Below are 12,578 nucleotides of genomic sequence, written 5' to 3'. Positions count from 1 at the left end.
GTCTAACGTCCACCCCTCATCCCGTCCCCTATGAACGTCTCTATCGTCGGCAGCGGCTACGTTGGCACCACGATCGCCGCCTGTCTCGCTGACCTCGGCCACGACGTCACGAACATCGAGATCGACGATGAAATCGTCGAGACGATAAACGCCGGGGAGGCACCGATTCACGAGTCGGGTCTCGAGGAGCGAATCGCCGATCACGCGGGCACGACCCTCCGTGCGACGACGGACTACGGCGCAGTCCGCGACACGGACGTCACGTTCCTCTGTCTGCCCACGCCCCAGTCCGAGGGTGGCAGTCTCGACCTCGCGATCATGCGAGCCGGTGCGGAGTCGCTCGGCCGCGCGCTCGCTGATACGGACGACGAGCACCTCGTGGTCGTCAAGAGTACGGTTTTGCCCGGCACGACCGAAGACGTCGTCGGGCCGATCCTCGAGGCAGAATCCGGAACGCGAATCGGCGACGGCCTCGAGCTCGCGATGAACCCCGAATTCCTCCGGATGGGCACCGCGGTCGAGGACTTTCTCGAGCCGGACAAGGTCGTCCTCGGCACTGCGAGCGACGAGGCCGCAGCGACCCTCCGAGAGCTGTACGCGCCCATTCTTGCGCGCGAGGAGACGGGCCTCGTCGAGACGGACATCCGCGAGGCGGAGCTCATCAAGTACGCGAACAACGCCTTCCTCGCGTCGAAGGTCTCGCTGGTCAACGAGCTCGGGAACATCGCCAGGGAGTACGACGCGGACGCCTACGAGGTGCTCGAGGCGGTCGGGCTCGACGACCGCATCTCGGAGCGATTCATGCGCTCGGGACTCGGCTGGGGCGGTTCCTGTTTCCCCAAGGATGTCAACGCCCTCCGCGCCGGCGCTCGCGAGCAGGGCTACGATCCCGAACTGCTCGATGCGACCGTCGCGGTCAACGACGAACAGCCGCGACGGCTCGTGGACCTCCTCGAGGAGCACGTCCCGCTCGAGGGGGCCCGCATCGCGGTCCTCGGCCTCTCGTTCAAGCCCGGGACCGACGACGTGCGCAAGTCTCGCGCGCTCGACGTGATCGAGCACCTCCGGGATCGCGGCGCGGCGATCGTCGCCTACGATCCGGTCGCGATCGAGAACGTTCGGCCCGACTATCCCGAGATCGAGTACGCGGAGTCGGCCGAGGACGCGCTCGAGGGGGCCGACGGGGCCGTCGTCGCGACCGACTGGCCGGAGTTCGATGACGTGTCGTTCGAGGGGATGGCACACTCTGTCGTGGTCGACGGCCGGCGGATCGAGATCGATGCGGAGTCCCTCGAGGTCTACGAGGGACTGACCTGGTGACGAGGCGTCGACCGCGTCGCCGCGCGTGGCCAACGTAAAACCCCGACACTACGCAATCAGTAGCCTTTTGCGGGTACGCGGGGGAATACCGTGCGATGGAAGATGATGCGGTTCGTGCGGGCTCGAGCATCCTCTCGGACGGCGCAGGGGAGGTCGCCGTGACCGAGGACGCCCGCGAGGTCTCGCCCGACGACGTCTGCGTTCTCATCCCGACGCTCGACGAGGCGGCCACGATCGCCGACGTGATCGAGGGCTTCCGCGAGCAGGGGTATACGAACGTCGTCATCGTCGACGGCAACTCGACCGACGGCACTCGCGAAATCGCTCGCGGGTGCGGTGCCGAGGTGCTGGTCCAGTCCGGTGACGGAAAGGGCCAGGCCGTCCGCGAGGCCCTCGAGTACATTACCGTCCCCTACGTGCTGATGGCCGACGGCGACGGCACCTACGATCCGGCCGACGCCGACAAAATGGTCGAACCGCTCTCGAGAGGGTACGAGCACGTGATCGGCAACCGCTTCGCCGAGATGGACGACGACGCGATGCGCGCGTTGAACGGCTTCGGTAATCGGATGATCAATCGCGCGTTCGGGTTCGTCCACGGCGCCAACTACGAGGACATCCTCTCGGGCTACCGAGCGTTCACCGTCGAGTCGTTCGAACGGCTCTCGCTCGACTCCGACGGGTTCACGATCGAGACCGAACTCGCCGTCGAGTGCGTCAAACACGGGGTCGAGACGACGGTCGTCCCGGTCAGTTACAGCGCTAGGCCCGACGAGTCCGAAACCAACCTCCACCCGGTCACAGACGGCGGAACGATCCTGCTCACGCTGTACTCGCTGGCCAAGACGAACAACCCCCTGTTCTACTTCGGCAGTCTCGGGGTCGCCGGTATTCTCTCGGGCAGTCTCATCGCTGTCTACGTCCTCTGGGAGTGGATTCAGTACACCCAGAGCCACGAAGTCATGGCCCTCGCCTCGGCGGCCGCCATCCTGCTGGGCGTCCAGCTCCTCATGTTCGGCGTCCTCTCGGACATGCTCGTGACCCTCCACCGCGAGCAGCGGCGGCGACTCGAGCGAATCGCTCGAGAGTCGAACGACGAGTGATGGCCGAAGACGGAAACGGGCGAAAGGGCGTCGCGGTCTACCAGCTAGCCCAGCAGATCCATGTATCGCTCTCAACCGATCAACCGCTATGCGGTGGCGCGCGCCGTACCGGGATGAGCGAAAGGCGAATCACGGTACGAAGCCGTGCGAGGTCGTCACGAGTGTAGCGAGTGACTGCTTGGAAGACGCAAAGCGTCTTCCAGTGGATGAGCGAGCGACGACAGGAGCGAGAGAATCGGCTGGGGAGGGCGTGGCGACTCCGTGTTGCCCAGGTAGCAGGACGCTCGTCATCGGCGTTTCCACTTTGCAAATATAGATCTTCTACTGACACCGCTATTGTCTGCTGTCAGAGATATTTCTTCGACAGTGAAAACTCAGAAGGGCAACAGCGAGCGGAACTGGGCGACGACCCCGTTCGAGTTGTTTCGGCGGTATTCCTCGAAGGGCTGGTGGAGCGCGTTCAACAGCTCCTGACGCGAGTCGAACTGGTCAGTTGGGACTTCGGCGAGCATCTCACTCAGGGGCACGTCGTTCCCGTGAACGTCGTAGGGAACGTTCTCGTGGCCGATCTCGGCTCTGACGTCGTCCTTCGTGGCCGGAAAGGAGAGGTCGGACTCGCTGAGATGAGCGTCGACGGCCGCGATGCCGAACTCGATACTGTCGGGTTCCTCGTCGTCTCCGCTCGATGGTGGCCGGACTCCCATACCTGTACCTCCCGCTACGGAGCCGGATATAAAAATGCCTGTGGAGACGGCAGCGGAGTGTCACCGAACAGTGACCGTTAGTCGAACGCTGCCGACACTGGCAACCGCCTACTGCCCACTGTCAACTGTCCACTGCCCTCGGCTACCAACAATTCCGGCCAACGGCAACCGCGGCCAACGGAAACCGCAGCCAACGGCAACCCTGGCCGACAACCGCGTGAGCCATCGGTCACCGGTTCGGCGGCGACCACCGACCTGTCGACACGCATTTGGGGCCCGCGACGGAGTATGGCGTATGACCGACTATACCACGGTGTCGATTCCGAAGGATCTCGCGGACCGCGTCGAGGAAACAATCGAGGGAACCAGCTTCCAGAGCACGAGCGACCTCGTCCGATTCCTGCTGCGCAGCATCGTCATCCAGCACCAGAGGGAGGGCGAACTCACCGAAGCCGAGTTCGAAGAGATCACCGAACAGCTCCGCGGGCTGGGCTATCTCGAGTGACCCGCCCTGAACTGCCCTGAGTCGCTGTGGGTCTCACCGCCTGACGAAGAGTGGACCGCGTACGCAACGGACGTGTTCTGGTCAGTCCGTCAATGACTGCCCCGGCGGCGAGGCGTCGATGATCTCGAGGGGCCGCCGATCGCCGCTCCGGCCGAACGCGGCGAACGACCGGTCGTCGGTTCCCCACGGCGGGACGGCGACGAAGACGACTTCTGCCAGGTGGTCCCGGCGCGTCACCTCGAGCTCGCCGACGGGGTGGGAGACGAACCGGCCTTGAGCCTGGCGCGCGGGCGTCGAGAGATCGACGCCGAAGACGGCGTTGACGGAGTTGTCGGGGTCGGGGAGAAAGAAGTCGGTGAAAACGGGTGTTTCGGGCGGAATCGCGTCCGCACCCTCGAGTTCGCTCGCCGGCGTGACCGAAACGCCGGTCGTCACGTCGTTGGGATCGGCGTCGCTCGCCAGGTCCAGCAGGACGTCGACGAGAGCGCGAGTTACGTAGACCATAGGGCCCTTTTGGGTGGCCGGGAGTTTAGCGGTAGCGGTCAGGGTGCCACGTCCCCGCTCTCACGGAGCGGCCGAAGGCGGCGAGTAGACCGGGGTAGTTCACACTGGAAGCAGCTCCCGGGCCGTGGTAGCGTACAACCGTGGCGCACCTTTTCTGGAGCTGGCGAGCGCGGTCTCGAGGACGCGCGCGGCGTCCGCCATCACGCCGGTGCCGTGGCCGACGAGCACGCGCTCGGGTGCGACGCCGCGGAGAGGCGTTCGCGGCGGAGTGAGTCGCAACATCGGATGGACGCCGAGTTCCTCGTCGCCGGCTCGGAAGAACGCCACCGTCCCGACCGTTTCGGGGACGACGAGCGTCCCGTCGGCCGGGTTGTAGAGGGCGACTTCCTGCCAGACGCGGTTGTCGACGACCGTGATGGCGCGGATCCCGGTATCGGAGAGTTCGTCGTCGAAGCGAGCGACCGCGGCGTCGATGTCCTCGGTGACGCCGTCGAAGAATTCGGGGAGGTAGACGGGGACGTCGTGGCGGTCCGCGACCGCCGCCGCGTCGCGTTTGTGCCGGTCGAGCGTGACGACGACGCCGGTCACGTCGCCGAACTCGGCGAACAGGTCGTCGATCCCCTCGGCGTCGACCGGGTCGATCACCCAGACCTCGCCGTCGACCGCGAGGGCGTGGCTCGCGCGTTGCATCCGTTCGTCGGGGTGGGCGATCCAGCCGACGCCGTTCTCGAAGCGGTCGATCTCGCGGTACTCGGTTTCGCGTTCGTCGACGCGGGAAGTCATACCGCCATCCTACGGGCCGTCGCTGCATAAACCTCGGCGGTCGGCCGCGCTCGAGCAAGGAGCAGCCAACATACTTTGCACTTCCCGCGCGTACGGTCACGTATGCTAACCGGGCTCGCCTGGCTCGCTCTCGAGGCCAAGTACCTCGAGGCAGCGGGGACGTTCTACGAGGAGACCCTGGGACTGACGGGGCGCGAGCGCGGGGCGAACGAACTCGTCTTCGCGGCGGGCGACACCGATCTCGTGCTCCGACGACCGGCGGCGCTCCCGCGGGGCGGGCTCCACACGCACTTCGCGTTCTCGATCCCCAAATCTGAGTACGACGACTGGTGGGACCGCCTCGACGACGACTACGACCTCGAGGAGGCGCGCTTCGGCCCCTCCCGGTCGCTCTACCTGTACGATCCCGACGGCAACTGCGTCGAACTCGGCCAGCAGGACGTCGCGGGGCCGGGAATCGACGGCATCTTCGAGGTCGTCCTCGAGGTCGCGGATCTCGAGCGCGCGCAGGCCTTCTACGAGGATCTCGGATTCGAAACTGTCGACGAAGGCGACGACCGCAAGCGCGTCAGACTCCACGGGCCGATGGCCCTCGAGCTCTGGGAACCTCACCTCGGAATCGCCGACGCCCGGGGGGGCGTCCACGTCGACCTCGGATTCGAGACAGACGACCCGGCAGCGGCGCTCGAGGCGGTGCGCGATCGAATCGGTTCGCTCGAGCGGGAGTCGGACGAGGAGGTCGTCGTCCGCGATCCGGACGGTCACTTCCTGACGTTTACCGCACCGTGAGCGCGTCTGCGCTTCGGACCGGGGAACCACCGTGCGGTGGCGCGTGCGGTGCGACGACGAGCCAGTGGCGAGTCGTCGCTCAAATACACGCGAGGGATGCAGTGAGCGCCGCGAGGCGCGAACGAATCGGCTGGGGAGGATGTGGCCCTTCCGTGTCGCCAGCGATAGCAGAATGCCCTCTCACGTCGACCGGTACTTCGTGAAAACCCAACTCGGTTCGGTTCTAAAGCCGTTCCGTACTCACGTCCACGCCCGGCGGCGTCACGAGCAGAAACCCCCGGAAGTGAACGAGATTCCCGCCGGACTCCTTGACGTCTCGAGCGAATCCCGCGGCCAGTTCGTTCACGTCTCCTTCGACGTTGAGCACGAGCACGTTCCCCTTCGAAATCGCCTCGAGCCACTCCTCGTCCGGCGTCTCTCCATCGAGGAAACCAAGGATGATACTGCCCTCGAGCTCGAGTTCGTCGTCGATGTGCTCCTCGACGGTCCGAAGGTCGAGGTCGAAATCGCTCATATGGCGAGCGTCGAACCCGGACGAGAAAAACGTTCGCCTCCAACCTTTTACTCTGTGTGCGGTCGCAAAGCGACCGCACTCGGCAAAAGGTTGATCAAAAGCACTCCTCCCTCCGTTTCGGCTCGCTACGCGAGCCTTCACATCGGTCGTCGGCCCGCTCGCTCACCCTTCGGATTCGCTCGCGGTTGCTATCGAAGGCGACGACTCAGTCCATCGGAAACTCCTTCTGGAAGCCGCGGAACTCGGTTCGGTGGGCCTCCTCGTCGGCGAGAATTGTCACCGCTACGTCCTCCGTGACCGGGTCGTTGGCCTCGGTCGCGGCCTCGATCAACGACCGGTAGGTCTCGATGGCGTCCTCCTCTGCCTCGAGAACGCCCTCGATGACCGACTGGACGTCAGTGGTGTCCTCGGGCGGCTGGAGGCTGTGCTGGTTGGCCTCGAACGACTCCGACCCCGGCGGCGACTCGTCGAGTTGCTTCAGTCGCTCGCCGAGCATCCGCGCGTGGTCGAGTTCCTCCTGGATGTCCTCCTCGAGGCTCGTCTTGACCTCCTCGGCGTGGATGCCGTCGAGGACGATCGCGTTGGTCTGGTAGTTCATCACGGTCTCGAATTCGTCGATATACGCCCCGGTTAGCAGGTCGGTGATCTCGTCGGTCGTCATGCGCGCGGTCCTACCACGACCGGGCATAAAACGCTCACACGCGCGACTGCTCCGTTCCGTCGATTCGAGTCCCCTCTCGGTGCGGGGTGCTATGCTCGCGAGGACCGCGGAAACTCCGCCCACTTGTCGGTCGATCAGTACCGTTATCGACGGATGCTGGATGAATATCTACTATCGTCGCCGAAAATCACAGCAAGTCATATTTTCCTCACTTAAGGATGGGTGCAGTGGTCGAACGTCCATAGGCGACCGCGCGCCAGCGCTCGAACGGGGCAAACGAGATCGAACGGCCGATAATTGGGGTCCGATACTCGATATTCGGGGCAGATTGCTGGAGAGCGCCTAAACAGTATTAGGAGATACCATCAGATAATAGGCCGTCGCCGTCGTGCGGTTTCGCACCGAGTCCGATCGGTACTGGCACGGCTCGCGACCGCTGTCCGCCGCTCACAGCGTTAGGTTTATATATCTCGTCGCACCTCGGGTTCAGATACAATGTCTTCACAAGACAGCCCATCCTCTGATACCAATCAGGGGGGTCGAGTTCTTCCAGGGCACGTTAGATTCCACTGACGAAATAGAGTCAGCACGTGTCTTCGATACGACCCTCCGGGACGGCGAGCAGTCGCCCGGCACATCGTTTTCCTACGACGACAAACGGCAGATCGCGTCCATCCTGGACGAGATGGGAACCCACGTCATCGAGGCCGGGTTCCCCGTCAACTCCGACGCGGAGTTCGAGGCCGTTCGTGATATCGCTTCGTCCACCAGTTCGACGACCTGCGGGTTAGCCCGCGTCGTCGACGGTGACATCGAAGCGGCGCTCGATTCCGGCGTCGAGATGGTACACACGTTCGTGTCCACCAGCGACGTCCAGATCGAGGATTCGATGCACGCCACCCGGGAGGAAGTCGTACAGCGCGCAGTCGACTCGGTCGAACGCATCACGGAGGCGGGCGCGACCTGCATGTTCTCGCCGATGGATGCGACTCGAACCGACGAGGAGTACCTGCTCGAGGTCATCGAAGCGGTCACCGAGGCTGGTACCGACTGGATCAACATTCCGGACACGTGCGGCGTCGCGACGCCGACCCGCTTTCGGGCCATGATCGAAAAGGTCTGTGCCCACACCGACGCGCGGGTCGACGTTCACACGCACGACGATTTCGGGCTGGCCACCGCCAACGCGCTGGCCGGTATCGAGGCCGGCGCGGCTCAGGCGCAGGTGTCGGTCAACTCCATCGGCGAACGGGCCGGCAACGCCGCCTACGAGGAGTACGTGATGGCCGTCGAGTCGCTCTACCAGTGCGATACGGGGATCGACACGACGCGCATCACCGAACTGTCGGAGATCGTCGAAGAGAAGAGCGGAATGGCGACGCCGGGCAACAAGCCCATCGTCGGCGACAACGCCTTCTCCCACGAAAGCGGCATCCACGCCGCCGGCGTCATCGAAAACTCCGACACCTTCGAACCCGGCGTCATGACCCCCGAGATGGTCGGTGCCGAGCGCAAGCTCGTCATGGGGAAACACACCGGCACCCACTCGGTCCGGGAGCGGCTCGTCGAGTGCGGCTTCGACCCCACCGACGAGCAGGTCAGGGCGGTCACCCGCCGCGTCAAGGACTACGGGGCCGAGAAGCGCCGCGTGACCGTCGACATCCTCGAGCGCTTCGCCGAAGAGGCTGGCGTCGAACGCCAGCAGGATCAGGAGGAGGTGCGCGCCTGAGGAATGTCTTCACCGTTTGCCACCGGCCGCGAGCCCCTGCTGTCGCGCTCGATCGGACGGACAGATGCGACTCGTAAGGATTATGACCCTCGAGGGAGCTACGTAGACAGTAATGACGGTCCGCGCTCCCCTGTCGGCTCGCGTTCGCACGGTCGGCACCAGCGCGCTCGCTCCGATTCGTATTGTAGGGGCGTTCTAGCCCCATTTTCAGTACCTCGTAGCTTCGGACCGGAATCCGCATCGTTCTCCGAGCGATCACTACCCCAGCAGATGACACACTACCGTACACCACCCGATCGCCGCACACCGGCGGGAGGCAATCGATGAGCGAACGCGCAGCAAAGGTCTCACCACCGGACGACGAACAGGACGACGACCAGATCACAGACAGCGCCGCACCCGACGCGGCCACCGAGGACGACGCGGCGGCCGGCGACGCTGACACGACGCTCGATCCCGTCACCTCGGGCGCAGAAGCCGTCGTTCGCGCGCTCGAGAACGCGGGCGTCGAGTACGCCTTCGGCGTTCAGGGCGGGGCGATCATGCCCGTCTACGACGCGCTCTACGACTCGGACATCCGTCACGTGACGATGGCCCACGAGCAGGGCGCGGCCCACGCGGCCGACGCCTACGGCATCGTCTCCGGCGAGCCGGGCGTCTGCCTCGCGACGTCGGGGCCGGGCGCGACAAACCTCGTCACCGGCATCGCGGACGCCGACATGGACTCGGATCCGCTGCTCGCGCTGACGGGGCAGGTCCCGACGGAGTTCGTCGGCAACGATGCATTCCAGGAGACCGACACCACGGGCGTCACGACGCCGATCACGAAGGACAACACCTTCGCGAGCGACTCGGATCGCGTCGGCAGCGACGTCAGCGAGGCGTTCGCGCTCGCCGGCGCGGGCCGGCCGGGACCGACCCTGGTCGACCTGCCCAAAGACATCACGAACGGCGAGACCGACCGCGAGCCCGACGATCCGAAGGTTCCTGACACCTATCAGGTGCAAGAACGTGCGGATCCGGAGATCGTCGCGGCCGCGGCCGAGCGGATCGAGAACGCCGACCGCCCTGCCATGTTGCTCGGCGGCGGCGTCATCAAGGGCGAGGCCAGCGAGGCCTGCCGCGAGTTCGCCATCGAACACGAGATCCCGGTCATCACCACGATGCCCGGCATCGGCGCGTTCCCCGAGGATCACGAACTCTCCCTCGAGATGGCGGGCATGCACGGCACCGGCTACGCCAACATGGCGATCACCCACTGCGACACGCTGATCGGGATCGGGACCCGATTCGACGACCGGCTGACCGGCGGGATCGAGACCTTCGCGCCCGACGCGGAGCTCATCCACGTCGACATCGACCCCGCGGAGATCTCGAAGAACATCCACGCGGACTACCCGTTGGTCGGCGACGCCGAAACGGTCGTCGAGCAGCTCTCCGAAGCCGTCGACGCCGCGCCAGAAGCAACGAAGTGGCGCGCCCAGTGCCAGCAGTGGAAATCCGACTACTCGATGGCCTACGACGCGCCCGAGGACGAGCCGGTCCAGCCGGAGTTCGTCGTCGAGGCGCTCGACGAGGCCACGAGCGACCGAGCGATCGTCACCACCGGCGTCGGCCAACATCAGATGTGGGCCTGTCAGTACTGGACCTACACCGAGCCCCGCACCTGGGTCTCGAGTCACGGGCTCGGGACGATGGGCTACGGGCTGCCCTCGGCGATCGGCGCGCGACTCGCGGCCGACGACGATCAGGAGGTCGTCTGCATCGACGGCGACGGCTCGTTCCTGATGACGCTGCAGGGGCTGTCGGTCGCCGTCCGCGAGAACCTCGACATCACGGTCGCCGTGCTCAACAACGAGTACATCGGCATGGTCCGACAGTGGCAGGACGCCTTCTTCGACGGCCGTCACTCCGCGTCGGACTACCACTGGATGCCCGAGTTCGACAAGCTCGCGGAGGCCTTCGGTGCGAGCGGTTACCGGATCGACGACTACGACGACGTCGCCGAAACGATCGACGCCGCGATCGCCTACGACGGCCCGTCGGTAATCGACGTTCATATCGATCCCGACGCCAACGTCTACCCGATGGTGCCAAGCGGCGGCGACAACGGTCAGTTCGCACTGACGGAGGACCAGCTATGACCGTCGGACAAACCGCGTCCGACTGCAACCGAAACACCGAGACGGCTCTGCCGTCTCGAGATGCGCTTCACTTCGTTCAGCGCATCACGGGGTGTTTCGCATGAAACGCGGTCTCGACGGGCCCGAACCCGAAACGCGCCCGACCCCCGCGGGACGGCGCAACAAACAGGGCATTCGCATCGATCCGGAGATCGAGGTGACCCACGAGCCCCGGCGCACCGTCATCTCGGCGCTGGTCGAACACGAACCGGGCGTCCTCTCGGACGTCTCGGGGCTGTTCTCGCGCCGGCAGTTCAACATCGAGAGCCTGACCGTCGGCCCGACCGAAGACGACGAACGCGCTCGAATCACGATCGTCGTCGAGGAACCCGATCCGGGAATCGATCAGGTCGAAAAGCAACTGCGCAAACTCGTGCCGGTCATCTCCGTGCGCGAACTCGAGCCCGACGCGATGCGTCGGGAACTGGCGCTGATCAAGGTCGACGCGGAGCGACCGGCCGAGGTCGCCGCCGTGGCGGACATGTACAACGCCAAGACGGTCGACTCGAGTCCGGAGACGGCGACGGTCGAAGTGACCGGCGCGCGTCAGAAGATCGAGGCCGCGATCGATACCTTCAGCCAGTTCGGGATTCGGGAGATTTCCCGGACCGGGACGACGGCGCTGGCTCGCGGCACCGATCGGACCGCCGGCTCCGATTCGACGGGACAGCCCGCCGACGAGGCGAACTACGACGGACAATACACAGAGACAGCTACCAATGACTGACGACTTCAACACCGACATCTACTACGACGACGACGCAGACGTATCGACGCTCGACGACGCGACCGTGGCCGTGCTGGGCTACGGCAGCCAGGGCCACGCACACGCACAGAACCTCGACGACAGCGGGGTCGACGTGATCGTCGGCCTGCGCGAGAACTCATCCTCGCGGTCGGCCGCCGAAGCGGACGGGTTGACCGTCGCGACGCCGGCCGAGGCCGCCGCCCGGGCGGAGGTCGTCTCCGTGCTGGTCCCCGACACCGTCCAGCCCGCCGTCTACGAACAGATCGAACCCGAACTCGAGGCGGGGAACACGCTGCAGTTCGCCCACGGGTTCAACATCCACTTCAACCAGATTCAGCCGCCCGAAAACGTCGACGTGACGATGATCGCGCCGAAGTCGCCGGGGCATCTCGTCCGGCGCAACTACGAGAACGGCGAGGGAACGCCGGGACTGCTCGCGGTCTATCAGGATTACACCGGGAACGCGACGGAGCGCGCACTGGCCTACGGGAAGGGCATCGGCTGTACGCGCGCCGGCGTCGTCGAGACGACGTTCCGCGAGGAGACCGAGACGGACATCTTCGGCGAGCAGGCCGTCCTCTGTGGCGGCATCGCCCAGCTGATCAAAACCGGCTACGAGACGCTGGTCGACGCCGGCTACAGTCCCGAGATGGCCTACTTCGAGTGCATGAACGAGATGAAGCTCATCGTCGACCTCATGTACGAGGGCGGGCTCGGCGCGATGTGGGACTCCGTTTCCGACACCGCCGAGTACGGCGGGCTCACCCGGGGCGACGACGTGATCGACGATCACGTCCGAGAGAATATGGAAGAAGTGCTCGATCAGGTCCAGAACGGCGAGTTCGCGACCGAGTGGATCTCCGAGAATCAGGCCAACCGGCCAGTCTACACGCAGCTCAACCAGGCCGAGAAGGACCACGAGATCGAGGAAGTCGGCGAGCGACTGCGCGAACTGTTCGCCTGGGCCGAGGAGGAGGAAACCGAGGACGAAGAGGAGTCCGCCAAGGTGCAGGCGGACGACTAACACCGCAACCC

At 65.2% G+C, this 12,578-nt stretch carries 13 protein-coding genes; 8 read left to right on the top strand and 5 right to left on the bottom strand.

Annotated elements, in window-relative coordinates; translation table 11 throughout:
* The first annotated feature begins 30 nt into the window (after positions 1 to 30).
* Both aglM and aglJ read left to right on the top strand, forming a co-directional pair.
* A complete protein-coding gene (gene aglM / locus LDH74_RS11515; protein WP_226038872.1) occupies positions 31 to 1,320 on the top strand; it encodes a UDP-glucose 6-dehydrogenase AglM in 1,290 nt (429 codons plus the stop codon).
* A 95-nt stretch (positions 1,321 to 1,415) separates the two neighbouring features.
* Positions 1,416 to 2,423 carry an S-layer glycoprotein N-glycosyltransferase AglJ gene (gene aglJ, locus LDH74_RS11510; RefSeq protein ID WP_226038871.1) on the top strand — a complete coding sequence of 336 codons (1,008 nt, stop codon included), beginning with the start codon at positions 1,416 to 1,418 and terminating at the stop codon, positions 2,421 to 2,423.
* A gap of 374 nt (positions 2,424 to 2,797) precedes the next feature.
* Here aglJ and LDH74_RS11505 read toward each other — a convergent pair whose 3' ends face one another.
* Positions 2,798 to 3,127, bottom strand: a complete 330-nt coding sequence (locus LDH74_RS11505; protein WP_226038870.1) for a hypothetical protein — start codon at positions 3,125 to 3,127, stop codon at positions 2,798 to 2,800.
* A 295-nt stretch (positions 3,128 to 3,422) separates the two neighbouring features.
* Here LDH74_RS11505 and LDH74_RS11500 point away from each other — a divergent pair, with 295 nt between their 5' ends.
* Entirely contained in the window at positions 3,423 to 3,632 is a 210-nt protein-coding gene (locus LDH74_RS11500; RefSeq protein WP_226038869.1) for a ribbon-helix-helix domain-containing protein, read from the top strand.
* Between the two features lie 81 nt (positions 3,633 to 3,713).
* On the opposite strand, the gene LDH74_RS11495 is transcribed toward LDH74_RS11500, so the two are convergent.
* A complete protein-coding gene (locus tag LDH74_RS11495; protein ID WP_226038868.1) occupies positions 3,714 to 4,136 on the bottom strand; it encodes a hypothetical protein in 423 nt (140 codons plus the stop codon).
* 99 nt (positions 4,137 to 4,235) lie between these two features.
* Positions 4,236 to 4,919, bottom strand: a complete 684-nt coding sequence (locus LDH74_RS11490) for a hypothetical protein (RefSeq protein ID WP_226038867.1) — start codon at positions 4,917 to 4,919, stop codon at positions 4,236 to 4,238.
* Between the two features lie 102 nt (positions 4,920 to 5,021).
* Between LDH74_RS11490 and LDH74_RS11485 the strand changes: the two genes are divergently transcribed.
* Positions 5,022 to 5,708: a VOC family protein gene (locus tag LDH74_RS11485; RefSeq protein ID WP_226038866.1), complete on the top strand. Its 687-nt coding sequence runs from the start codon at positions 5,022 to 5,024 to the stop codon at positions 5,706 to 5,708.
* A gap of 223 nt (positions 5,709 to 5,931) precedes the next feature.
* Here LDH74_RS11485 and LDH74_RS11480 read toward each other — a convergent pair whose 3' ends face one another.
* Together LDH74_RS11480 and LDH74_RS11475 are read right to left on the bottom strand one after the other, a co-directional pair.
* Positions 5,932 to 6,222, bottom strand: a complete 291-nt coding sequence (locus tag LDH74_RS11480) for a DUF5779 family protein (protein ID WP_226038865.1) — start codon at positions 6,220 to 6,222, stop codon at positions 5,932 to 5,934.
* Positions 6,223 to 6,427: 205 nt separating this feature from the next.
* Positions 6,428 to 6,883 carry a ferritin-like domain-containing protein gene (locus LDH74_RS11475; protein WP_226038864.1) on the bottom strand — a complete coding sequence of 152 codons (456 nt, stop codon included), beginning with the start codon at positions 6,881 to 6,883 and terminating at the stop codon, positions 6,428 to 6,430.
* Positions 6,884 to 7,373: 490 nt separating this feature from the next.
* Here LDH74_RS11475 and LDH74_RS11470 point away from each other — a divergent pair, with 490 nt between their 5' ends.
* From LDH74_RS11470 to ilvC, 4 genes are all read left to right on the top strand, one after another.
* A complete protein-coding gene (locus tag LDH74_RS11470; RefSeq protein WP_345778558.1) occupies positions 7,374 to 8,612 on the top strand; it encodes a 2-isopropylmalate synthase in 1,239 nt (412 codons plus the stop codon).
* A gap of 323 nt (positions 8,613 to 8,935) precedes the next feature.
* The gene (gene ilvB, locus LDH74_RS11465; protein ID WP_226038863.1) at positions 8,936 to 10,756 is read left to right on the top strand and encodes a biosynthetic-type acetolactate synthase large subunit; all 1,821 of its coding nucleotides are present in this window, start codon (positions 8,936 to 8,938) and stop codon (positions 10,754 to 10,756) included.
* A gap of 100 nt (positions 10,757 to 10,856) precedes the next feature.
* Positions 10,857 to 11,522 (top strand): acetolactate synthase small subunit, encoded by a 666-nt coding sequence (ilvN, locus tag LDH74_RS11460; RefSeq protein WP_226038862.1) that lies wholly within the window; start codon positions 10,857 to 10,859, stop codon positions 11,520 to 11,522.
* The gene (gene ilvC / locus LDH74_RS11455; protein WP_226038861.1) at positions 11,515 to 12,567 is read left to right on the top strand and encodes a ketol-acid reductoisomerase; all 1,053 of its coding nucleotides are present in this window, start codon (positions 11,515 to 11,517) and stop codon (positions 12,565 to 12,567) included. The genes ilvN and ilvC overlap by 8 nt, the downstream gene beginning before the upstream one ends.
* Positions 12,568 to 12,578 lie beyond the last annotated feature (11 nt).

It is taken from the genome of Natrinema sp. DC36 (assembly GCF_020405225.1).
Classification (GTDB): Archaea; Halobacteriota; Halobacteria; order Halobacteriales; family Natrialbaceae; genus Natrinema.
The sequence above is the reverse complement of the archived record's forward strand: the minus strand, read 5'-3'. Positions and strand labels throughout refer to the sequence as shown.